Source organism: Alkalicoccobacillus murimartini (assembly GCF_030813245.1).
Lineage (GTDB): Bacteria > Bacillota > Bacilli > Bacillales > Bacillaceae_D > Alkalicoccobacillus > Alkalicoccobacillus murimartini.
Map to the genome: position 1 here is coordinate 284,365 of NZ_JAUSUA010000004.1, position 24,317 is coordinate 308,681.

General features: G+C 39.8%; 18 protein-coding genes and 1 other annotated feature. Of the genes, 10 read left to right on the forward strand and 8 right to left on the reverse strand.

The features are described 5' to 3' along the window. Positions 1 to 7 precede the first annotated feature (7 nt). Entirely contained in the window at positions 8 to 673 is a 666-nt protein-coding gene (gene refZ, locus J2S05_RS14425) for a forespore capture DNA-binding protein RefZ (RefSeq protein WP_306983959.1), read from the reverse strand. Between the two features lie 191 nt (positions 674 to 864). Between refZ and J2S05_RS14430 the strand changes: the two genes are divergently transcribed. Next, positions 865 to 1,344: a GAF domain-containing protein gene (locus J2S05_RS14430; protein ID WP_306984171.1), complete on the forward strand. Its 480-nt coding sequence runs from the start codon at positions 865 to 867 to the stop codon at positions 1,342 to 1,344. 51 nt (positions 1,345 to 1,395) lie between these two features. Here J2S05_RS14430 and J2S05_RS14435 read toward each other — a convergent pair whose 3' ends face one another. Further along, positions 1,396 to 3,609: a sensor domain-containing diguanylate cyclase gene (locus J2S05_RS14435; protein WP_306983961.1), complete on the reverse strand. Its 2,214-nt coding sequence runs from the start codon at positions 3,607 to 3,609 to the stop codon at positions 1,396 to 1,398. A 467-nt stretch (positions 3,610 to 4,076) separates the two neighbouring features. Here J2S05_RS14435 and rpsD point away from each other — a divergent pair, with 467 nt between their 5' ends. Beyond that, positions 4,077 to 4,679, forward strand: a complete 603-nt coding sequence (rpsD, locus tag J2S05_RS14440) for a 30S ribosomal protein S4 (protein WP_306983963.1) — start codon at positions 4,077 to 4,079, stop codon at positions 4,677 to 4,679. 395 nt (positions 4,680 to 5,074) lie between these two features. On the opposite strand, the gene tyrS is transcribed toward rpsD, so the two are convergent. After that, complete coding sequence (gene tyrS, locus J2S05_RS14445; protein ID WP_306983964.1) at positions 5,075 to 6,319, reverse strand: tyrosine--tRNA ligase; 1,245 nt, start codon at positions 6,317 to 6,319, stop codon at positions 5,075 to 5,077. A gap of 55 nt (positions 6,320 to 6,374) precedes the next feature. Further along, positions 6,375 to 6,583, reverse strand: a binding site (T-box leader). A gap of 131 nt (positions 6,584 to 6,714) precedes the next feature. On the opposite strand from tyrS, the gene J2S05_RS14450 reads away from it, so the two are divergent. The 4 genes from J2S05_RS14450 to J2S05_RS14465 all read left to right on the forward strand — a co-directional run bounded on the left by J2S05_RS14450 (position 6,715) and on the right by J2S05_RS14465 (position 12,888). Further along, positions 6,715 to 9,546 (forward strand): transglycosylase domain-containing protein, encoded by a 2,832-nt coding sequence (locus J2S05_RS14450; protein WP_306983965.1) that lies wholly within the window; start codon positions 6,715 to 6,717, stop codon positions 9,544 to 9,546. A gap of 233 nt (positions 9,547 to 9,779) precedes the next feature. After that, on the forward strand, positions 9,780 to 10,946 hold the full coding sequence (locus tag J2S05_RS14455) for a Gfo/Idh/MocA family protein (protein ID WP_306983966.1): 1,167 nt from the start codon (positions 9,780 to 9,782) through the stop codon (positions 10,944 to 10,946). 10 nt (positions 10,947 to 10,956) lie between these two features. Further along, a complete protein-coding gene (locus J2S05_RS14460) occupies positions 10,957 to 12,045 on the forward strand; it encodes a Gfo/Idh/MocA family protein (RefSeq protein ID WP_306983968.1) in 1,089 nt (362 codons plus the stop codon). After that, positions 12,046 to 12,888: a helix-turn-helix transcriptional regulator gene (locus J2S05_RS14465; RefSeq protein WP_306983970.1), complete on the forward strand. Its 843-nt coding sequence runs from the start codon at positions 12,046 to 12,048 to the stop codon at positions 12,886 to 12,888. 661 nt (positions 12,889 to 13,549) lie between these two features. On the opposite strand, the gene J2S05_RS14470 is transcribed toward J2S05_RS14465, so the two are convergent. Together J2S05_RS14470 and acsA are read right to left on the reverse strand one after the other, a co-directional pair. Beyond that, on the reverse strand, positions 13,550 to 14,308 hold the full coding sequence (locus tag J2S05_RS14470; RefSeq protein ID WP_306983972.1) for a sugar phosphate isomerase/epimerase family protein: 759 nt from the start codon (positions 14,306 to 14,308) through the stop codon (positions 13,550 to 13,552). A 152-nt stretch (positions 14,309 to 14,460) separates the two neighbouring features. Beyond that, positions 14,461 to 16,176 (reverse strand): acetate--CoA ligase, encoded by a 1,716-nt coding sequence (gene acsA, locus J2S05_RS14475; RefSeq protein WP_306983974.1) that lies wholly within the window; start codon positions 16,174 to 16,176, stop codon positions 14,461 to 14,463. A 184-nt stretch (positions 16,177 to 16,360) separates the two neighbouring features. Here acsA and J2S05_RS14480 point away from each other — a divergent pair, with 184 nt between their 5' ends. The 3 genes from J2S05_RS14480 to J2S05_RS14490 are packed head-to-tail and all read left to right on the forward strand — an operon-like array spanning position 16,361 to position 18,858. Further along, positions 16,361 to 16,993 (forward strand): GNAT family N-acetyltransferase, encoded by a 633-nt coding sequence (locus J2S05_RS14480; protein WP_306983976.1) that lies wholly within the window; start codon positions 16,361 to 16,363, stop codon positions 16,991 to 16,993. Between the two features lie 28 nt (positions 16,994 to 17,021). Next, positions 17,022 to 17,675: a CBS and ACT domain-containing protein gene (locus J2S05_RS14485; protein ID WP_306983978.1), complete on the forward strand. Its 654-nt coding sequence runs from the start codon at positions 17,022 to 17,024 to the stop codon at positions 17,673 to 17,675. Continuing rightward, positions 17,662 to 18,858, forward strand: coding sequence for an acetoin utilization protein AcuC (locus J2S05_RS14490; protein ID WP_306983980.1), 1,197 nt, complete (start codon positions 17,662 to 17,664; stop codon positions 18,856 to 18,858). The genes J2S05_RS14485 and J2S05_RS14490 overlap by 14 nt, the downstream gene beginning before the upstream one ends. Positions 18,859 to 18,874: 16 nt before the next feature. Here J2S05_RS14490 and J2S05_RS14495 read toward each other — a convergent pair whose 3' ends face one another. The 3 genes from J2S05_RS14495 to J2S05_RS14505 all read right to left on the reverse strand — a co-directional run bounded on the left by J2S05_RS14495 (position 18,875) and on the right by J2S05_RS14505 (position 21,957). Beyond that, the gene (locus J2S05_RS14495) at positions 18,875 to 19,582 is read right to left on the reverse strand and encodes a 5'-methylthioadenosine/adenosylhomocysteine nucleosidase (RefSeq protein ID WP_306983982.1); all 708 of its coding nucleotides are present in this window, start codon (positions 19,580 to 19,582) and stop codon (positions 18,875 to 18,877) included. A 15-nt stretch (positions 19,583 to 19,597) separates the two neighbouring features. Continuing rightward, positions 19,598 to 20,602, reverse strand: coding sequence for a catabolite control protein A (gene ccpA, locus J2S05_RS14500; RefSeq protein ID WP_306983984.1), 1,005 nt, complete (start codon positions 20,600 to 20,602; stop codon positions 19,598 to 19,600). 278 nt (positions 20,603 to 20,880) lie between these two features. Continuing rightward, positions 20,881 to 21,957 (reverse strand): bifunctional 3-deoxy-7-phosphoheptulonate synthase/chorismate mutase, encoded by a 1,077-nt coding sequence (locus J2S05_RS14505; protein ID WP_306983985.1) that lies wholly within the window; start codon positions 21,955 to 21,957, stop codon positions 20,881 to 20,883. A 199-nt stretch (positions 21,958 to 22,156) separates the two neighbouring features. Here J2S05_RS14505 and J2S05_RS14510 point away from each other — a divergent pair, with 199 nt between their 5' ends. Next, the gene (locus tag J2S05_RS14510) at positions 22,157 to 24,313 is read left to right on the forward strand and encodes a cell division FtsA domain-containing protein (RefSeq protein ID WP_306983986.1); all 2,157 of its coding nucleotides are present in this window, start codon (positions 22,157 to 22,159) and stop codon (positions 24,311 to 24,313) included. Positions 24,314 to 24,317 lie beyond the last annotated feature (4 nt).

The window sequence follows — 24,317 nt, forward strand, 5'->3', positions numbered from 1 at the left end:
TAAGAATTTATCTTGACTCATACATTTGCTTAATTCGAATCGTCGGTTTATTCAAATGCAAAGCCAGTGATCCATTCCCTAATCCTGAGGCAATCCACTGTTTTAAATGATCCATGTAACGATCTGTAAAGTATGATTCCTTAGGGGACAATTGAAAGAGTTCCCATAAGTATTGGGGGGACATAAACGGTAATGTAATCATACTTCGAAGCTGAATGATGACAAAGTCGACAGGCTGTTTTCGGAATTGCCCAGAGGCCATCCCTTGCTTAACGAGACGTGAAAGCTCATGCTTCTCTTTTTGAAGATAGGTCGCCATGACCTCACGGACCAATGTTGAATCAAAAGACATTTCACGATGAACCATACGTGCAAGCTGATGTTGCGAACGTTGATAATTAATTAATGCTCTGACCAGATCAATTAATGAATCATATGAAGATTCTTCATCACTTTGTTTACATCCTTTATCCAGTTCTTGCATGTATCCCTCATAAAATTGAATCATTAACGACTCAAACAACCCTTTTTTTCCACCGAAATAATATGAAACCAAAGCAATATTAACAGATGCGTCCTGCGCAATATCTCGGACTGATGTTCCATCGTACCCTTGTCTCTGAAACAATGCCGTTGCCGATGTTAAAATTTTCACCTTGGTTGCTTCGCTCATATGACCCCCCACTAAGACTTTTTACTTTCTTAACACATTCGCTCTTTTTATGACAAGCCCTGCCTATTCTCAAAGGAGATCCCAATAAATCGTCTGACAAATTCCCGTACTAAAAACATTCTTTTTGCTGAATCACGCAGCTTCATGTAAACTAAAGTCGATTATTATTAAGATGAAAGCGGGTGAATGACATGTTTCAATCTTCTTCCTATTCGGCCGTTGCAGCCGACGCTTATTCTTTATTACATAAGCAGCTAGACGCCCTACTTGACGGAGAACCTGATATGGTGGCTAATTTAGCCAATGCAAGTGCCTTATTGAATCAATTTCTTGAAGAAGTGAACTGGGTTGGGTTCTACCTTACTAAAGGTGATGAGCTTGTTCTAGGACCATTTCAAGGTATGCCTGCTTGTGTAAGAATAGCCTTTGGTAAAGGAGTCTGTGGAACAGCTGCTTCTGACCAACAGACAATTCGAGTTCCTGATGTTCATCAATTTCCAGGTCATATTGCTTGCGATGCAGCCTCTAGATCAGAGATTGTTATTCCTATTGTGAAAGACGGGGTAACCATTGGTGTGTTAGATATTGATAGCCCTAGCCTCGATCGCTTTAGTGAAGAGGATGAGTTATATCTCAAACAATTTGTTGATATTTTAATCAAACATCTATAATTCCGTGAAAAAAACCAGATCAAAGTGGCATTGCCCTTTGATCTGGTTTTTTTATAATTCACTTAAAAATACTTGGTTTTTGCCCCCGTATTTTGCTTTATAAAGTCCTGCATCTGCGTCTTTAAACAATGAAGCGGATGAACGAGTATCAGACTTATTTTTATCCCAATACGATACGCCGCAGGATATCGTAACACTCGGATTGGTTTCTAGCGCAACAGCTTTCACGATTCGTTTCGCAATGTCTGTTCCGATGTCGAGCTTCACAGTAGGAAGATAGATAGCGAGCTCTTCTCCTCCCCACCTAGCAGCAATGTCCGTTTCTCTAATGTTACTTCGAATCACATTGGCAACTTGAACAATGATCTCATCTCCGATTTGGTGTCCATACGTATCGTTGATGCTTTTGAAATCATCGATATCAATGAGTAGAAACGTTCCATTTTCATGCTCAAGAAGTGATTGGTCCATACTTGCTTCTAGATGATTTCTGGAATGAAGATTTGTTAAATGATCAGTAATAACAAGCTTTTCAAGCTCTTCATGTAAAAGGGTGTTTGTAAAAGCTAATGTAGAATGATGGACCAAAGACTGAAGTAATTTAAAGGTTTCAAACGTAAAAAAGTAGGATTCCTGATGTAAAACAAACACCAATCCATGAACGGTTTGATTCTGAAGCATTGGTATCGCAAGTAACGAACGAAAGCTTCCAGTTTCAATATCTTGATGAAGTCCGGTATCTCCTATATAGATCGGATCCTTCTTATGTAGAATCTGTTGGATAAGCGAGTGGAGCTGTTCTACATTGTGAGTCGATTCAAAAAATTCGGTTCCACTTTGATGGATGACAGAAGAATCATTTCGATCAAATAATAGAAATCCTACCTCTTGAGCACTAAACGCTTCTTGAATTTGGTTTGTCATACTTTCTATAAGATCGTTTAAGTTTAAATTCATATTAATTTGGTGAGTCGCCTTGTTAATTAGTTTAAGATCATGAATCAAATCACGAGATTGCTGATAAAGTTCGGCATTTTCTAAAGCATTGCCTCCTGTATCAGCTAACATCTCAATAAATGAGATCTCTTCTTCCGGTAACGTTTCAAGATCAATCGCACGAACTTCAAGGACTCCATATATTCCTTGCTTCCCCCGTAATGGAACAAACAAATGAACAATTTGATTTCTTCTGTCTTTATCCACTTGTTTAATACCAGTTAGAAAGGCATGCTCTGCTTTTGTGTTCATACCTTCCGCCCCATATATTAAAGGCTTAATAGGAAGCTCTTCACGAACCTCCCACTCATGCGAAAGCATTAAATACACACTAAAGGATGGATACGTCTGCTTAATCGCATAAACGATTTTAGCCAAAACCTCACTAATATCCATCGTCGAGTGAAATTTCTTTGTCACTTCTAATAACAAGTCCTTTTTCTTTGCTTCGTTTTCATCTTTATCTGCTTGATATCCTTTTTGTAAGAGTAAGCTCAACCATTTAGAAGTCTGCTTAAATGTTTCTAACGAGTCTTGATATTCCTCATTAGTACTCGCAATAAGACAAGCAAAACAATTCCCTTGATTCATTAAAGGAACGATTACATGCTGAGTCGATTGCCCATCATCAGTAATACTTCCTGAATACGTAAATAGCTCCGTAGACGTACGATGATCATTTATTAATCTTGTTACAATGCGTTCTCCCACTTTAATTAAAAGGGGTTTCTTCGTTTCCCAGCCTGACTTGTGTTTGAATTCTGTATCTTGCCGTTCTAATAAACTAAATGTTATAGGTGAACCTAATTCTTTATTATTCAATACCAATGAATCAATTAATGAGTTGAATTGAATTCGATAATTTGCCCCTGCAAGTAATTGCTCTGCTGTTAAAGAGAAAGGTGTATCTTGAAACATCATTGTGTGGACCCATTCCAAAAGGTTCGTATAATACTTGAGATCACCCGCAACCATCTGAGTAACAAGACCTATTCTCGTAGGAAACTTCTGAAGAGTCTCTATATATGTATAGTCCTGATCATAATCAATAATTGGTAATTCGCGATGGTTTTGAGAGTAAAACGTAAAAGCTGATCTAAGACCCTCTGAAGATGCCCCTATTTGTTTGGCAGAAACAAACCCGTTTTCCGACCTCAAGGTAAGAATCAACGGTATTTTTGGATTGATTGGTCCCTCTTCTGATAAAACTACCTTCTCCCATAAAGGTGAATAGTCTTCATTATAGAAAATATCCTGTACACCTGTCATCCGCTCACCACCACAAACTAAGATCTAATGTCTCGAGTATATTTATATTTCGTTCTTACAACACTCATTCCTTCATTTGTCATATAATAAACATGAATTTTATTATTACTGACTATTTTATAGTTATATCCGATTAATTATTTTCAATATTATGTGATAATCAAACCTAATTATAATGTAATACCTACCATAATGCTATGACTTTTTTCTCATTGAACGAGGCATTCCGTTTTTGGGTCATTGACTTCGCGATTAATAATAGATATAATCAAGTTTGTGTGAAATGAGACAGCCAAGGTAAGCTTAGTGTAGATTGATTCTATTCCTCGAAGCGGCTGAGTTTTTGAGGTGTATCGCGTAACTTCCTGCTGTCGAAGCGAAGATGCATGAAAATAGAACGTCTAGTCTGAGAGATTGCCACGAGGTTGTTATTTTGCAACATTCAAAATAACAGGAGGATTCACCTTATGTCACGTTATACAGGTCCATCTTGGAAGCTTTCCCGTCGTCTTGGGATTTCGCTTACAGGTACAGGTAAAGAATTAGAAAAGCGTCCTTACGCTCCAGGTCAACACGGTCCGAACCAAAGAAAGAAACTTTCTGAGTACGGTTTACAACTTCAAGAAAAACAAAAACTTCGTCACATGTACGGAGTAAATGAGCGTCAATTCCGTCGCACATTTGATATCGCAGGTAAAATGAACGGAATCCACGGTGAGAACTTCATGATCTTACTTGAGTCTCGTTTAGATAACCTAGTTTATCGTTTAGGTCTTGCTCGCACTCGTCGTGCAGCTCGCCAACTTGTAAACCACGGTCATGTAATTGTAGATGGTAAACGCGTAGATATCCCATCTTACCGCGTAGCACCAGGACAACAAATTGGTCTTCGTGAGTCTTCACGTAACCTTACAGCAGTAAAAGAAGCTATTGAAGTAAATAACTTCATCCCTTCTTACGTATCATTTGATGCTGAGACACTTCAAGGGTCGTACATTCGTCTTCCTGAACGTGCTGAGCTTCCTGCTGAAATTACTGAAGCACTTATCGTTGAGTTCTACTCACGTTAATCTAAGAAGCCAACTCCAACACCTTATAGGTGTTGGAGTTTTTTTGTTATCTTATTGTTTGAGAACTTACAAAGAGAAATGACATCTTAATCAAGATAGTTAAAGATCCAACCAAGAAGTTAGTGCTGTCTTCAAGAGAGCGCGCCACCTCTTCAAGACGGATTAAAATTCAGCAAGAGCTAGAAGGTGGAGTCACGAGCTAGCCTGTGTTCATACAGAAGAACAGACCGTTTAGTAAGATCGTTTGATGTCAGAGCACTTTTTGAACTGCGTCACGTCGATTTCAAAGTCCCTTCTTTCACTTCGTCTTGCTACTCACCCTCTATCTCCAAACATATCCCCTCTCCAAACCAACAAAAAAACAGCGAGCATCCTAAGACACCCGCTGCGTTTCCTTATAGTGTTAGCTGCACAAATTTACGTTTTCCTACTTGAAGGATTAATCCTTCTTCAATCGTAATTTCTGCTTTAATATCCGTTACTTTCTCTTCATTCACTTTGACTCCGCCGTTTTGAATCATTCGGCGTGCTTCACCTTTTGAAGGAAGCATCTTTAACTCTACAAGAAGATCAATTGCGCTAATCTGCGTTTCTTTCTCCCATTTAACAACTGGTAGGTCATCTGGAAGTGATTTCTTTTGGAATACAGTCTCAAAATAAGCTCTTGCTTCTTTTGCTGCTTCTTGACCATGGTACATTTCAACGAGCTTGCTCCCTAGATTCATCTTCGCATCTCTTGGGTGGATCGATCCGTCTGCTAAGCCTTTTTCCAATATATCGACTTCTTCTAATGGAATGTCTGTAGCCAGTCTGAAGTACTTCGCCATTAACTCATCGGGGATAGACATCGATTTTCCGAAAATTTCGTTTGGCGCTTCATCGATACCAATGTAGTTGTTAAGAGACTTTGACATCTTTCTGACGCCATCAAGGCCTTCAATTAATGGCAATGTCATAGCAACCTGCTTATCTTGACCGTATGCATCTTGAAGCTGTCTACCCATTAGCAAGTTAAACTTCTGATCTGTTCCGCCTACCTCTATATCTGATTTCATCGCGACTGAATCATACCCTTGCATGAGTGGGTAGAAAAACTCGTGGATGGAAATAGGCTGCTGAGATTTATAGCGTTTTTCAAAATCATCACGTTCAAGTAAACGAGCAACAGTTAGGTTACTTGCTAACTTGATGATATCTTCAAAGTTAAGTGGCTTTAACCATTCGGAGTTATACATCAATGTAACTTTATCCATGTCTAAAACTTTACTGTATTGGTCTACATACGTTTTTGCATTTTCAGCTACTTGCTCATCCGTCAAAGCTTTTCTTGTCTCTGACTTTCCTGTTGGATCGCCAATACGTCCTGTGAAGTCACCGATTAATAATTGGATTTCATGGCCAAACTCTTGAAATTGGCGTAGTTTATGAAGAACCACAGTGTGCCCAATATGAACATCAGGGGCTGATGGGTCCATTCCGAGTTTAATTTTAAGTGGTACACCTGTCACCACAGATTTTTCGATTTTTTCTCGAAAGGCGTATTCCGGAGCTATCTCCACAACACCTCTCATTAATTCCTTAACCTGTGTATCAACTGCCTGCTTTTGTTCCTGTGTCAGCTCTTGTTTTTTCTCTTCCATCCCTGTAGCCCTCCGATTAGTATCTCTTTTTGAACACAAAAAAACCCGTCTCCTAAAAAGGGACGAGTTCTCGCGGTACCACCCTTGTTGAAAAGCAAAAAAGCTTTCCCACTCAGTTTATAACGGCATTAACCGTTCTTTGCTGCTAGGCAAAGAAAAAGCTCCAGGCTGTAATTCTTTCAGCATCTCGTACTGGCTTGCACCTACCGCCAGCTCTCTGAAATCGATGTGTACTGAAATACTCCGACCCTTCCGCGCTTGTGATTTCATTCAATTGTTACAGTTTTAACACAAAGTGATGACATAGTCAATAAATAAGTGAAACCTTGCTAGAAAGCATTTCATCTGAATTAAACCTATGCTATACTGTTTCTGATTATTTAGGGAGGTATGTTATGTCCATGTTTTCTCGCGTTAAAGAGAGAATACACGTATTGTATAAAAAACTAGACGACATTCAATTATTCCGTAGAATAGGCATTACCTATCAAGTATTTTGGAACCTATTTCTACTTTTTATTGTATTTGGTACGATGTCTTTATTTTTTGTTGGAGGTACAGCCGCGGGCTACTTTGCTTCTCTCGTGAAAGATGAACCCCTTCAAAATGCAGAAGAGATGACAACAAAGATTCATAATTATGAAGAAACGAGTCAAGTATTCTTCGCAGGTGATACCTATATGGGAGAATTACCATCAGATCTTGAGCGTCATGAGGTTGCACTCGATGATATTTCAGATTATGTGAAGCAGGCGATTATCGCCACAGAGGATGAGTATTTCTATGAGCATGAGGGTGTTGTACCTAAGGCGATCATGCGAGCAACATATCAAGAGCTTGCCAATGCCTCTACACAAACTGGTGGAAGTACACTGACTCAGCAGCTCATTAAACAGCAGATCCTTACAAGCGAGGTTTCATTTGATCGTAAAGCAACAGAGATCCTGCTAGCGATGAGACTTGAGCACTTTATGAGCAAAGAAGACATATTAGAAGCTTACTTAAATGTTGTTCCATTTGGACGGAATGCATCCGGGAATCAAATTGCTGGGGTTCAATCTGCAGCGATTGGCATTTTCGGTGTGGATGCCAAGGATTTAAACCTTGCGCAATCTGCTTTTATTGCTGGTTTGCCACAAAGTCCATTTGGTTACACACCCTTTCTTTCAGATGGAGCAGTCAAAGAATCTATTGATCCTGCGTTAAATCGCATGAGCACCGTCTTAAATCGGATGGAATCAGAAGGATACATATCCGATGAAGAGCTGCAGGACTCATTAGATTATGATATTCAAGGGGATTTTACAGATCGTACTCCTCCTATTACAGAGAAGTATCATTATCTAACCAATGAAATCCTAAGGAGAGCAACACCTGTTATCGCGCAAGCAAAAATGGAGGAAGATGGCGTCAACCTCGATGAGATGAGTGATGCCAAACGTGCAGAGACGCTTGAATCCTATGCAGCTGCTGCCTCCTATGATCTATCTAATAGCGGCTATCGCATTCATACAACCATTAATCAAGATATCTACGATGAAATGCAATCAGCTGTAAAAAACGACAACCTTTTTGGCCCTGAAAAAAAAGGGGAACAAGAAGAAGTTGGAGCTGTTCTTCAAGATAACAAAACTGGAGCCATCATCGGCTTTGTTGGCGGACGAGAAGAAGGAAGTCCTGATAAGCAATTTAATCATGCAACACAAGCGAATAGACCAACCGGCTCAACGATGAAACCATTACTTGGCTATGCACCTGCAATGGAAATTGGAGCCGTTCAACCAGGTCTAGTAGTTCCAGATACACCAATGAATTATAAATCAAATGGAAAACCTATTAATAACTTTGACCGTAGCCATAAAGGTTTACAGTCTGTAAGAAAATCACTTGCACAATCTAGAAACGTACCTGCTGTTCGAGCAGCCAATACCGTCGCTCATGAATCAGCTAGAGAGACGTTACAAAAGCTTGGTATTCCAATTAATTCTGAGCAGCCACATGAGTCCTCCGTGCTTGGAACAATAGATATGAGCGTCGAAGAAAACACAAACGCTTATTCAACATTTGGTAATGGAGGAAAACGAGTAGAGTCTTACATGATTGAAAGAATTGAAAAAGTAGATGGAGAAGTAGTGTTTGAGCATGAAGCAAAAGAAACAGACGTTTTTACTCCTGAAACGAATTTTCTAACGATTGATATGATGAGAGATGTACTGAAAACTGGCGGAACCGCAAGTAGTGTCCCAGGCAACCTAAACTTTTCAGCTGATTGGGCAGGAAAAACAGGAACAACCCAAGATACACAAGATTCATGGTTTGTAGCTACGAATCCCAATGTAACTCTAGGCGTATGGATTGGCTATGATTCAAACCATTCCATTGAAACGACAGTTAACGGCTTACGTTACGGTCCAAGAAACCAAAAAATCTGGTCCGATATTGCTAATGCTGCCTATAGCGTCGACTCTGAGTTAATGGCACCATCCGAATCCTTTAATCAGCCAGAAGGCGTGGTATCTAGAAAGATTTGTAGTCTTACCGGTGCAGCACCATCTAAGGCTTGTGAAGAGGCTGATCTAGTAACGACTGATTTATTCAACAAAAAATTCCTTCCAGATTCAAGCGATGACTTGAAATCAGAACGTTATGTAACAATTAACGGGAAGAATTACAAAGCACGTTCAGAAACGCCGGATGAATTTACACAAAGAGGACTATCACTTTCTGGTGATCTCTTTGGAGTAGGTAACATATCATCTTACCTTCCTGATTCCGTAGATGGAATTGTTGCAGATGAGGAAGCACCTGAGAACGGAAATACACCTGGGAAAGTATCGGGTGTGTCACTTAACGGAGATTCTCTAAGCTGGTCTAAACATGACGCAAGCGACATCGTCGGATACCGGATCTATCGGGCAGATGACGGCAGTGATGATTTTAAATCCGTTCAGGCCGTTCGTGGAAATGAATCTACTGATTTTAACGTAGGAAGCGGCAAACATGCATTCTATGTAACAGCTGTTGATTCTATTGGAAATGAATCCAGTGCCTCTGATATCGTCGAGGCGGATGATTGGACTTCAAGAGAAGATGCTGAACAAGAGCAAAACGATGATTCAGATAATGAATCAGAAGAAAATGAAGACGAAACAGAAAATGATGACTCTTCAGATGAAAACAATGAAGATGATGAGAATTCAGAAGAAGATTCTAATGAAGACGAATAGACTCGTATGTAGTGCAATGAGGAATAGATCCCTCATTGCACTTTTCTTTTTGTCTAAACTTACCTCACTATACAAATGCTCATAACACGTCAATACCGAATAAAATTAGCCTCTTCTTCCCCATAAACAACAATCAGATATAAATGGTATTGAACATTCATCAATGAGAGGGAAGCATGACAATAAACAATGAATTACACTTATTTTATATTGATGAATAAGGAGCTGGTTAGATGAGCGATGTGGTTCGAGTTGGTGTAATAGGCGCAGGTAATATGGGTAAAGCTCATGCAGATTATTTATACGAAGGTCGCATCAAAGGAGCTGTCTTAACTGCTATTCTTGAGGAACGAGTGAGTCGAATCACCGAAATTGAGGATCAATTTTCAGAGAATCAGGTTACCATCTTTTCAGATGAAGATGCTTTCTTTCAATCTAGTCAAATTGATGCTATCCTGATTGCAACCCCTCATTATAGTCATCCACGCTTATCCATTCGTGCATTTAATCAAGGTATACACGTGCTTGTGGAGAAACCTGCTGGTGTCTATACAAAACAAGTGCGTGAAATGAATGAGGCCGCAGAAAAAAGTCAACTCGTTTTCTCTATGATGTATAATCAACGTATGAACCCGATTTATCAGAAACTAAGAGAGCTCATCCTCTCTAATGAACTAGGTTCAATTAGAAGGCTTAATTGGATTATTACAGATTGGTACCGCTCTCAAAGTTACTATGATTCAAGTAGCTGGCGTGCTACCTGGCAAGGTGAAGGTGGCGGAGTGTTAATTAATCAATGCCCTCACCAATTAGACCTAATGTATTGGTTAACAGGGATGATGCCTTCAAGAATGAGAGCTTTTTGTCAATTTGGGAAGTACAGAGAGATTGAAGTAGAAGATAATGTCACTGCATATGCGGAATACGACAATGGTGCTACGGCCGTATTTGTCACTACTACTGGTGAAGCTCCAGGTACAAATAGACTTGAGGTTACTGGTGATCGTGGAAAAATTGTGATTGAAAATGACGAGTTGACTTTTTGGCGTCTGCGACAGTCAGAAACAGATTTTAATCAAGAATATACTGGTGGGTTCGGAAAACCAGAGACCTGGAAGTGCGACATTCCAGTAGAAGGATTAAATACCGCACATGAAGGAATTACGCAGAACTTTGTTAATGCCATTAAAGATCATGAGCCATTAGTTGCGCCTGGATCTGAAGGAATATATGGTCTCAGTCTCTCTAATGCGATGCAGCTATCAACTTGGACAGATACATGGGTGACTTTCCCTATTGATGAAGATCTCTATCTACAACACCTTAACGAACAAATTGATCAATCAACTGTGCAAAAAGTAAGCACTGGCAAATCGTTGAATGTCAAAGGTACTCACTAAGGAGGATTCTATGAGTCGAAAAGATGGAATGAATTACGCACCTAAAGGACAATCACGTCACGTAGTGAAAGACGGAGAGTTTATCTTTGCAGCCATCGCATTAGATCATGGTCACATTTATGGAATGTGCCAAGGCCTAATTGAAGCCGGTGCAACCTTACAAAAAGTATTTGATCCAGATCCGGAAAAAATGAAAGCGTTTCAAAATAAGTTCCCTTCTGTACAACTCGCTTCATCTGAAGAAGAAATACTAGAAGATCAATCCATTCAGTTCGTTGCAGCGGCAGCTATTCCTAATAAAAGAAGTGTACTTGGCAATCGAGTCATGAGAAGTGGAAAAGATTACTTCACAGATAAAACACCCTTCACTACATTAGAACAGCTAGAGGAAACAAAAAAAGTATGTGTAGAAACAAACCAAAAGTATATGGTTTATTATAGTGAGCGTCTTCATGTAGAATCCGCGGTTTATGCTGGACAGCTCGTTCAAGAAGGAGCGATTGGTCAAGTGATCCAAGTGACTGGATTTGGCCCCCATCGATTGAATGCTCCAAGTCGGCCAGATTGGTTCTTTGAGAAAGAGCAATATGGCGGCATATTATGTGATATTGGTAGTCATCAGATTGAACAATTTCTATTCTATACTGGGAATAAGGATGCAACGGTCGTGCATAGTAAAGTAGCCAACTACACATCAGCTGATTATCCAGAGCTAGAGGATTATGGAGATGCCACTCTAGTTGGAGAGAATGGTGCCACTCATTACTTCAGAGTCGATTGGCACACGCCAGATGGTTTAGGGGTATGGGGTGATGGGCGATTATTCCTTACAGGTACGAAGGGTACCATTGAGATTCGTAAATATATAGATGTCGCAAAAGATTCAGCAGGTGATCATGTGTATCTTGTCAATGATGATGGTGAACAGCATTTCTCTGTTCAAGGAAAAGTAGGCTGCCCATTTTTCGGAGAGCTGATTCTCGATTGTATCAATCGAACAGAACATGCTATGACGCAAGAACATGCATTTAAAGCAGCGGAGCTATGTCTTTTGGCACAAAAGCAAGCAAATGAAATTAAGTCAACAGTACAATCATAGATGAGTACCACGCCTTTTCAGTTTCCTCATCTTTCTATGAATTTTTCTCAAGATCAACTTTATAAAATTCATTTTCATTCGCATCAAGAAGCGGAACTCTTTTATTTCCATCACGGAAAGTGTACCTATCTGATTGGAGACAAGATTATTCATTTGTCTGCTGGAGATCTAATCCTAATGAATGGATTGACCTTACATCGTCCAAAATTATTTGAAGGTCACCCGTATGTTCGTTCAACGATTCATTTTAATCAATCTTATTTCAAAAAACTTCTTCAGCCAATGGGTATGGAAAAGTTAGTGGACCCCTTCTCCACTCTTTCCTCTATCCACTTGTCCTTTAGTGGTGACGATCGGACGAAGCTGGAGTCTTACTTATCTGACATGAATGAATGCAAAAAAGAAGATAGCTCGATATCTACTTTTCGATATCAGCTTCTATTTATGGATTTGCTAAGCTTTATCTTTCCATATTGTACTGAGTCATTACAGGACACGGTTCTCCCACAGACGGAGAAGGAATGGCACGTTCAAAATGTGATCAAGTTTATCGAAAATCATTATCAAACTCAGTTTCATTTAGAGGCACTTGGTGAAGAGTTGCATGTGAGTAAATACTATCTATCAAAGATTTTTAAAGAAGTGACGGGTGTAACTATCTTCAAATACCTTCATCAAAAAAGAGTGAATCAGGCAAAGGTTAGTTTAATGCTGAATGAATCAATCAGTATTACTGAACTAAGCTATCAAAGCGGATTCAAATACCCTTCTCACTTCTCTAGAGTCTTTAAACAATTAACAGGCTTTACACCAGAACAATATCGTAAACAGCTTGTGAATTAAGACATATAAAGCTGGGAAAGAAGTCTTTTAAACACAATAAGGGCCGAAAAATGACGTCGTCAGACACATCATTTTTCGGCCCTATTATAAAATGAAGTACCCCTGCCGATAAATTAACCCAGTACCAACAAAAGGTTAGGAGGTTATTCGAATAAGAGTTCCTCGCCACCGCTCCCGAAAATGGGGGCACGCTTACCGCGGGCAGGCATTGAAAAAGAATCGATAGGTATTTAGGATTTCTCTTATAAACATAAAATAGCTTTTTTACAATTAATCTCATCAGTAGCGGAAGGAGAAACCGAAGACTCCTACGGAACAGAACGAGTCTGAAGACATTGAAGGGGTGCCCTTCCGCTTCAAGGGCTGAGGCCGTTCCCGTGGAAAGCGTAGGTTTCTCCTGGAGCGGCACACACGAGCTTATTTCTAGCTAACTTTTTAGTGACCTTCATTATATTCCGCAGGTGTCGGCCCTCCATTTTCGTCCGCTTGATTAGTGGTAGCCCCTGGATGACATATTAAGAAAGTAAAACATACCTAGCCTCACCTTCAAAGAATCGTCCTTGTAACGAGCGCGGACGATTCTACTTTAGCGATATCGTTCATCTATGCCTTTATTGTTCTTCATCTCATCTAACACAAATTGATGTGTCCCATCCTCTTTCTATTCGATGGCTTTCGTACATTCATTGAGGTGTTGGAGGCTTATTTCAAGACTTTTCATTGGATCACCTTCGCATAGATCTTGTTCGACGATATACCATTCTACACCGGAACGCTCGCCCCATTGGAGGATTGGCTTAAAATCAATTTGGCCTGTTCCTAGTTCTGCAAACGTTTCTTCCGCGTCTTTTGTTATGTCTTTTAAATGAATGAGTGGCATTCTCTGTGTATAGGGTTGAATGAAAGTAAGTGGATCTATTCCTGCTTTTTTTACCCAATAGACATCAATCTCTGCTAAGATTTCATTTTCAACTGAAGGCTCTAAGAGAAACTCTAGAGCTGATTGATTGTTTACGGTGGTTTTGAACTCAAAGTCATGATTATGATAGCTAATCCGGAACCCTTTTGAGTCTCTAGCAAGGGCATTCAGCGTTTGTTTTACTTTTTTATATCCATCAATGGTTCGTAACTCTGAGGAAAGAAACGGGCAGACGATATCAACTGTGTTATAGTTCTTCGTTTCCTTTAAAACAGCTTCTAGGTCTGTTTCCAGCCTAGATAACCCCACATGTACTCCTGCTGTGCCAAGCTGATACTTCTTTAAATAGGAAGCTATCTCATCTGGATCATGGCCTTCAGGAAGGGCTGAAAGTTGAACCCCTGCCCACCCCATTTGTTTTAATTCAGCAAATACAGGAGCAATACCTCGTTTCATTTCTTCTCTAAGAGTGTATAGTTGAGCCGCAAATTTTTCTTTCATCTTTACTTCCTCCCCGTTATAAATCCCTTCTTATCATTTTAATCAAAACGATGCCCTTATGCTTTTTTCTAATTAACCATTCTTTGATTCTACTTACTTCTCATTGGTGAATAGAAAAAAAGTGCAGCCTGATCTCAGCTGCACTTTCTCTATTAGTCTTCCATTGTTGATAGATCACCAGTTGGCAAATCAAGTTCCCATGCCTTAAGAACTCGTCTCATGATCTTACCACTTCTTGTTTTAGGTAGTCCTTTGCGGAATTCGATTTCACGTGGGGCTGCATGAGCAGACAATCCCCGTTTCACGAATAAACGAATATCTTCTTTCAGCTCATCAGACACCTCATAGCCTTCTCGAAGAGCGACAAAGGCCTTAATAATCTCTCCGCGAACTGGATCTGGTTTACCGATGACTCCAGCTTCAGCGATTGCTGGATGTTCGATTAGCTTACTCTCAACTTCAAATGGACCGACTCTTTCTCCAGACGTCATAATGACATCATCAATTCTTCCTTGGAACCAGAAGTAACCATCTTCATCTTGATAAGCTGAGTCACCAGAAATGTACCAGCCTTCAAGTTCAAAATAACTATTAAACTTCTGAGGATTGTTCCAAATTTGTCTCATCATAGATGGCCATCCTTTTCGAATAGCCAGATTACCCATTCGATTTGGGGGAAGTTCATTTCCTCGGTCATCGATAATAGCTGCTTTTATTCCTGGAATCGGTCTGCCCATCGAGCCTGGTCGCACTTCTTCAGACGGGAAATTACAGATGAGCTGTGCACCGGTTTCTGTCATCCACCACGTGTCATGAATACGCTTGTTAAACACGTTGCTTCCCCAACGAATCACTTCCGGATTAAGAGGCTCTCCAACACTTAAGATGTGCCGAAGATTCGTAAGGTCATACTTTTTCACCACTTCGTCGCCAGCGCTCATCAACATTCTAAAGGCAGTTGGTGCACTGTACCAAACTGAAACATGATACTTTTCAAGTGTTGCATACCAATCGGCAGGACTGAATCGTCCCCCTCTAACAACATTGGTTACGCCAGCCAGCCAAGGCGCAAAAATACCATAGGATGTTCCTGTCACCCAACCTGGGTCTGCGGTACACCAATAAACATCATCTTCCTTAAGATCAAGAACCCATTTAGCCGTTTGAAAGTGCTGTAACATAGCGTTATGGACATGAAGTACGCCTTTTGGCTTACCCGTTGATCCAGATGTGTAGTGAAGTATCAACCCATCTTCTCGATCGACCCATTCGATTTTCAATTGATCCGAAGCTAACTCAAGACGATTGGTGAAGTTTAAATAAGGACCCGATTCTACATGCTGATCATCAACAATTAATACCTTTTTTAAGTCTGGTAGATCTTCAAAAGGTACTCGTTCCATTAATGTAGGCGTAGTAACTAGAACCTTTGCCCCACTATCGTCAAGACGGTCACGAACTGCGCCCTCCATAAATGCTTCAAATAATGGACCAACAATTGCTCCTAATTTAATCGCACCAAATAAGGCAAAATAAAGTTCAGGTGATCGTGGCATAAAGATAAAAACACGATCTCCTTTTCGGACTCCTGCTTCTTTTAATACATTACCTGCTTTATTTGAGAGTGCTTTCATTTCTTTAAACGTAAATGATTCATCTCTTTTTTGATCACTGTAATACAACGCTACATGTTCTGCTCTATCACCCTCAGCAAAACGATCAATGGCTTCGTATGCTAAATTCAACTTTCCTGTTTTATGCCACGAGAATTCCTTTTCAACTGAGTTCCATTCAAAATTCTCATATTCCTGATTATAGTTTTGTAGATTATAAGTTCCATTCTCAGGTGGAAGCGCTTGCATATTCATATATTCTCTTCCTTTCCGTAATGAATTATCATTAGTATAATATACAAGATAAATTAACACAAACAGAAAGTGGCTTTATAAAATGAGCTAAAAAAAATAGTCCGAATGTTCATTCACTCACTGCAAGATTCATAGATTTGTGTATAATGGACGTATCAGCCTTACAAAGGTGAGTGAATAGTCAATGATTCATACTAAATCTTATCATTCAACATACATTCCATTTCAAGATAGATCTTTATTACTCGAAGGACCAATCACACGTGAAACTCTTTCCAATTATGGATTTCATGAAGGGTTAGAGTCATTCCGTCCAGCTGAAAAACAAAAAGAGGCTCTGTTAGAAATTGCTGAATTACCAGAAGGTCGTATTAATGTGGTGGTCGATAATCAAGTTGTTGTTGGATATGTCACCTTCCTATACCCTGACCCTATGGAACGTTGGTCTGAAGGCAATATGGAAAATTTACTTGAGCTAGGTGCAATTGAAATCGCTTCCCCTTATCGAGGAGCTGCTGCAGGAAAGAATTTAATTAAACTGTCCATGCTTGATCAAGCCATGGAGGATTATATCATTATCACAACAGAATATTATTGGCATTGGGACCTAAAAGGAAGCGGCTTAGATGTTTGGGAATATCGAAAAGTTATGGAGAAAATGATGGGCAATGGCGGACTTGAATGGTTTGCTACAGATGATCCCGAGATTAGCTCCCACCCTGCTAATTGTCTTATGGCACGAATTGGCTCACGTGTTGATCAAGAATCTGTTCAACAATTTGATTTACTTCGTTTTCACAATCGGTTTATGTATTAATTACTCTACATAAAGGGGTCTTGTCCATATGAAAGTAAAAGATATCATGCAGCGAGATTTAGTCACTTTAACAGTTCATCACACGATAAAGGATGCACTACATTTACTAGAGAAAAATCGCATTCGCCATATTGCTATTGTGGATGATAAAGGACAAATAGAAGGCATCGTTTCTGATCGGGATATTCGCGATGCTAGACCTTCTATTTTCGAACAGCGTACAGATGCACCCGAACTAGATCAGCCGGTCACCACCGTTATGTCTACAAAAATTATTACAGCAGAACCAGATGATCTCGTTCAAGAAGTAGCTTCTGTATTTTACTTATACCATATCGGCTGCTTACCGATCACAGAAGAAGACCGTTTAGTTGGTATGGTTACTGAAACGGACCTACTGCACACATTTGTTGAATTAATGGGCGCAGATCAACCTAGCACTCAGATTGATGTTGAGGTGAGCAACAGCCCTGGACAATTGGCATCCATAGCAATCATTTTTAAAGAGTTTGATATTAATATTCATAGTGTCATGGTTTACCCTTCTGAGAGCGAACAGACTAAGACTCTGCTATTTAGAGCACAAACGATTGATGCGCGGCACGTTATCAAAGCAATCGAAGAAGCTGGTTTTAATGTGAAAGGTCCTACATCATTTGGAGAGTTATATGAAGACAGCTGATGCTGTATTTGTTTATTCCCTTGAGGAACATGCCTACCAATTTCACGAAAAACATCCTTTTAATCCTTTACGTCTTGAACTGACAAAAGATTTACTTGAAGCATGTGGTAGCTTAGAGGATGGTCACGTCCTACCACCTCGAAAAGCAACCAATGAAGAGATCGCCCTTGTTCATGATCAAGCTTTTATTGACGCTGTTCAAATGGCAGGTTCAAAGCAGCTAAGTGCTGAGAAGGCACGCAGTTATGGATTAGGTACGGATGATACACCTTTCTTTAAAGGGATGCATGATGCGGCCTCCTTTTTAGTAGGAGGAACATTAACAGCTGTTGATGCCGTGATGAGTGGCTCTGTTTCTCATGCCCTTCATTTAGGTGGGGGTCTTCACCATGGATTTAAAGGCAAAGCTTCAGGTTTTTGCATATATAATGATTCCTCCATCGCGATTGAATATATAAAGCAAAAGTATAAAGCTCGTGTCATGTATATCGATACTGATGCTCATCATGGAGATGGTGTCCAATGGTCCTTCTATGATGATCCTGATGTTTTCACATTAAGTATTCATGAAACAGGGCGATATCTTTTTCCCGGAACTGGAAGTGTGACGGAAAAAGGGGCTGGGGAAGGATATGGTTTTAAGCTAAATATTCCATTAGAGGCGTTTACGGAAGACGACTCTTTTCTTGAAAGCTACGAGACTGCTTTTAGAGAGGCCATTGAATTCTTTAAGCCAGATGTCATTCTTACTCAAAATGGAGCCGATTCCCACTACCTAGATCCATTAACACATCTGCACACCTCCCTAAAAAGCTTTCAGTCTATCCCAAAACTTGCGCACGAACTAGCACATACTTATTGTGAGGGGCGATGGATTGCCGTAGGTGGTGGCGGATACGACCATTGGAGAGTAGTTCCACGAGCATGGGCAAGCATTTGGTTGGAAATGACCAATCAAACACACATAAGTCAGCTACCTATTCCATCCTCTTGGATCGATCAATGGCAAGAAAAAGCGGATGTACCACTTCCATATTCATGGGGGGACCCAGCTGGAATGTTACCCGAAGTTCCTAGAAAATCGATCATTGAGACTAGAAACCAACAAACTGTAGATAAGGCATTATATTATATTCGAAACGAGAAGAGATTTCACCAATCCTCTTACTCACAAAAAAGATAACCTACACGTGTGTAGGTTATCTTTTCCAATTATTAAGCATCTCTGAAACTAGCAAATAGGATTGTCTACTTGCCAGCTCAGTGAACTCAGTAAAACTCATGGTTGCTTCTTTATTGGCATTATCAGAAATTGCTCGAATAATCACAAACGGTCGTTCACTCATCGATGCAGCTTGGGCTACTGAAGCACCCTCCATCTCCACACAACTACCGTCAAATTCTTGACGAAGTGTTTTGGCGACTTCTACATCGGCAATAAATTGATCTCCACTTAATATCCTACCCTTAACAATTCGACAATCGAGCACCTTGGCTGCAGCCTGCTCAGCTAATTCAACTAAGGTTGAATCTGGTTCAAACACAGATGACGTCGATTGCATTGGGATTTGTCCTCTCTTAAAACCAAGCGCCGTTGCATCGATATCATGCTGTATCGCGCTTGACGAGATAACCAAATCTCCGACATGTAAGTTTTCATCCAATGCACCCGCTATCCCAGTAAAAATGAGATGAGATACATCAAACACATCAATTAAAATTTGAGTTGTGACAGCTGCATTTACTTTACCTACTCCTGAACGGCAAAGCACCACAGAGCACCCTTTTATTTCGCCAATATAAAACGTAATGCCTGCCCGAACGTCAATCTGTTCGGTTTTTAAGTCTAGTCGTAACTGTCGTATCTCCTCGTCCATTGCACCAATCAGACCAATTCTGTTTGTCATGTTCCCCATCCAAACCTAATTGTTCTTTGTAGATTGTCTAAATTCAATTCGGTGAGGCAATTGAACCGTGTGATCCGTAACTTCTTCTTTGTTCATAAACTTCGTTAACAGACGCATAGATACAGCTCCGATATCATACATTGGCTGTACAACAGTTGTCAGTGTTGGTCGTACCATGACAGATAACCTTGTGTTATCAAAACCAATTACATCAAAATCTTCAGGTACGTGATAGCCTTTATCCTGTGCTCCATGAATGACACCAAGGGCCATTTCATCAGACGAAGCAAAAATAGCTGTAGGCATTTCTTTCATTTCAATAAAGGATTCCATTGCTTCGATTCCAGAATCGTATGTATAGTCTCCTAGTACAATCAAATTCTCATCGAAATCAATGTTCTTATTCTCTAACGCAGAGCGATAACCAGCGAATTTTTGGAAACCATTAATTGGATCATCAAGTGAGCCGCTAAGCATACCAATACGCTTATGCCCTTTTTCAATTAATGTCGTTACTGCATCTTCTGCTGCTTGTTTGTAATCAATGTTTACAGATGGGAAGCTCTTTTCTTGATCAAGAGTTGCCGCTAGAACGATTGGAACAGGTGAACGCTTAAACTGCTCTGCATGCTCTTCTGTAATCTCTCCACCCATATAAACAATACCATCTACTTGTTTCTCTAAAAGAGTATTAATCAAATGAATTTCTTTTTCTTTGTTTTGATCAGAGTTACAAAGGATAATATTGTACTTGTACATTGTGGCAATATCTTCAATACCTCTAGCTAATTCTGAAAAGAAAATACTTGAGATATCAGGAATAATAACCCCTACTGTCGTAGTTCTTTTACTTGCAAGACCACGCGCAACCGCGTTTGGACGATAGCCAAGTTGCTCAATGGCTTCGAGTACTTTTTTTCTTGTTGTTGGTTTAACATTCGGATTTCCATTAACAACTCTTGATACCGTTGCCATGGAAACACCAGCTTCTCGTGCTACATCATAAATTGTTGTATTCACATTGATCCTCCTCGTAACATGCCTTACACCTAGTTTGTACGTTAATCATACGCTACAAACCAAGCTTCCGCAATGTCTTTCGAATTTATTCGACACTATCTGATAATTCCTCCGACATTTAAGAGAAACCACATAATTCTTTACGTATAATACCGTTATTATTCCCTTATTTACAGCTTTATATGCTTTAATTTACCAAAAAGGTCATCATACCATTTTAATCCTCTTACATAGGAAAAGCAACCCACTTCCATCGAAGGGGCTGCTTTAAAAACTTATTAATTCTTATATAATCCTGAAGCAGTTAACTCATCAATAAACGTGTTGAACGTTGGGATATCCATTTGCTGTGCCGAATCAGATAATGCAACAGCTGGATCTGGATGTACCTCTGCCATCACCGCATCCGCACCAATCGCAAAGGCAGCTTTAGCTGTAGGAAGAAGAAGGTCTCTTCTACCTGTAGAGTGTGTTACGTCTACAAGAACAGGTAAGTGTGTTTCTTGTTTAAGAATTGGTACTGCTGAGATATCTAAGGTGTTACGTGTAGCCTTCTCATATGTGCGAATTCCACGCTCACAAAGCATAATTTGGCTATTCCCTTTAGAAACAATGTACTCTGCTGCATGAATGAACTCTTCAATCGTTGCAGATAGTCCACGCTTAAGTAATACAGGCTTGTTCACTGAGCCAGCTGCTTTTAGAAGCTCAAAGTTCTGCATGTTACGTGCACCAATTTGAATAACATCAATATACTCAACGGCCATTTCAATATCAGATGGACTAACAATTTCACTAATAACAACCATGTCTTGTTCCTTCGCTACACGTTGTAAGATCTGAAGTCCTTCAAGTCCAAGCCCTTGGAAGTCATATGGAGAAGTTCTAGGTTTGAACGCTCCACCCCGAAGAAGTTTTAGTCCTCTTGCTTTCATAGCTTTTGCAACTGCCGTTACTTGCTCATAACTTTCAACCGCACATGGTCCCATAATAAGACGCTGTTGACCGTCACCAATTGCTTCTCCTTTAAGATCTACAATGGTATTTTCTTTCTGTTTCTTTCTTGATACGAGTAGTGCTTTACTGTTGTCTTCTTCTTGAAGCTCAAGTCCTGCTTTGAAAATTTGTTTAAATAGATGCTGTAGAGTACTTGTTTCAAAAGGTCCTTCATTGTGATCTGCGATATGATCTAGCATTTTCCGTTCTCTAACCGGATCAAAACGGTTGACCCCAGACTCACGTTTAACTGTCCCAATTTTTTGTACTAGACCTGCACGCTCATTTATTAAAGATAATAACTTTAAGTTTACGTCATCTAGCTCTGATCTTAGCTGTTCTAATTGTTCGTTACTCATATCTTCTCCACTCCTTCAAAAAATAAGTTCTCTTTAACTTAGATTCATTATAAATGATGTGATCATGAATGTCACGGAATTTCTCTTTATTTCTTAGACGCTTTTAAGCGCTAAAGCGAATATTGATTTCTATATACCTTTTCTTGCTTTTTTCTAGTAAAATAGAAGTAGTTCAATTGAAAGGTAATAGGTGATTACATTGGAATTAGATTCTCCTACATTGTTTGCCCTGGATATTGGTACACGCTCTGTTGTTGGACTCCTGCTTAGACAACGAGGAACCCAACATGAGCTGATTGATATTGAAATCATGGAGCATGAAGAACGATCTATGCTTGATGGTCAAATACATAATATCCCTGCTGTGGCATCCGTTATTAAAGCAGTTAAAAACAAACTTGAAGAAAGACATTATCCTTTAGAAAAAGCATGTGTAGCTGCGGCTGGACGTTCTTTATTAACCAAGAGAGCCACATACTCAGTACGATTAGATGAACAATTGTTGCATACACGAGAAGATCTTCTTAACCTTGAGTTAAGTGCTGTTGGACAAGCACAATATCAATTATCATTAGAATCTGATGATACATCTGCCTCTCGCTATGATTGTGTAGGGTATTCAGTTCTTGAATATCGCTTAGATGGAACGCCTATCGGTAGCTTACTTCAGCAAAATGGGAAGGAAGCAGAAATTGAAATCATTGCTACGTTTTTACCCAAAGTTGTTGTGGAGTCTTTGTTGCAAGCCTTACATCAAGTTGGGCTGCAACTTGAAGCTCTTACGCTGGAACCTATTGCAGCAATCGATGTATTAATTCCTGCTTCGATGCGTCGCTTAAATGTCGCGCTTGTTGACATTGGAGCAGGGACATCTGATATTGCACTTACCGCTAATGGTAGTGTCCAAGCGTATGGAATGGTTCCAACAGCTGGTGATGAGATTACCGAAGCACTCAGTGATCATTACCTGCTTGATTTTCCAGAAGCAGAAAAAATTAAAAGACAGTCTCTTGAAACGGATAAAATTTCAATGACTGATATTCTAGGTCTTACAACGGACTACACTAGTTCAGAACTATTTGAGCCAATTACACCAAGCATTCAACACTTAGCCCACACTATAGCAAATGAAATTCTTGAATTAAATGGGAAACCACCTAAGGCCGTTATGTTAGTTGGGGGCGGCAGTCAAACGCCGATGCTTCCACAAATGCTAGCTAAAGCTTTACAGCTGCCACCAGAACGCGTTGCCGTTCGTGGCATTGATGCGATTCAGAATTTCATTGCATTAGACCCTGACTTAATGGGGCCAGAACTCGTTACGCCTGTTGGAATTGCGATTGCAGCTAAACAAAATCCCATTCATTATGTCAGTGTGCAAGTGAATGACAGGACGTTACGTTTATTTGATGCAAAAGAACTGACGATTGGAGATGCTTTTGTCTCCGCGGGCATTGACGTTGTCAAACAATACGGAAAACCCGGCTTTGCGATTGTTGTAAAAGTTAATGGCAATCTTGTATCCATACCAGGGCACCCAGGAAAAGCACCTACTATATGCAAAAATGGTCAACCTGCACTTATTTCAGATTTAATAAAAGAAGGCGATCAGCTGACCATAAAAAAAGGGGAAGATGGAACTCCCCCAATTGCGACCATTGGTGATGTCATTGAACAGTCGGCTGTCTTTACTTGCCAAGTAAATGAGCATCTGTATGAATTAACAGCCGAAATTAGGAGAAACGGTCAACGTGCTGATCTTAACCAACAACTAATTGATCGCGATGAGATTATCATTGGGACCAACTATTCATTACGTGATATTTTACTAAAAAACAAGTTTAATACAGAGTGGTTTAAACCGACAAAAATTAAAGTTGATGGTCAAGATCAGAGTATTTTACATCGTAAAACAAAGTTGCTTGTTAATGGACGTGCAGTTCATTTAGATCATGCGATAAAACAAGGAGATCACATTACTGTGGATCATCCTGATAAGGGTGATCCTAGTATCACTGCCGATGATGTACGACACCACCTTGGAAATACACAGCAATCTATCGAAATCTTATTTAATTCAGAGCGACTACGATTAAATAAAAATACAACTGAGCTCTATCGATCATCTGAGAAAATGTCTGCAGAAACTGCTGTAAACCACGATGATTCTATCGTAACCCAATCAGAAGATTTGACTCCATTTGTTATTCAAGATCTTTTTGCCGTAACAGATATTCAAATCCCAACAGGACCTAACCAGACGTTTTCACTAACGTGTAATCAACAAACAGCTGAATTTACAGCAGTAATTAACCATGGGGATACAATTGAATTATCCTTTTCAAGATTAAAATGATAAA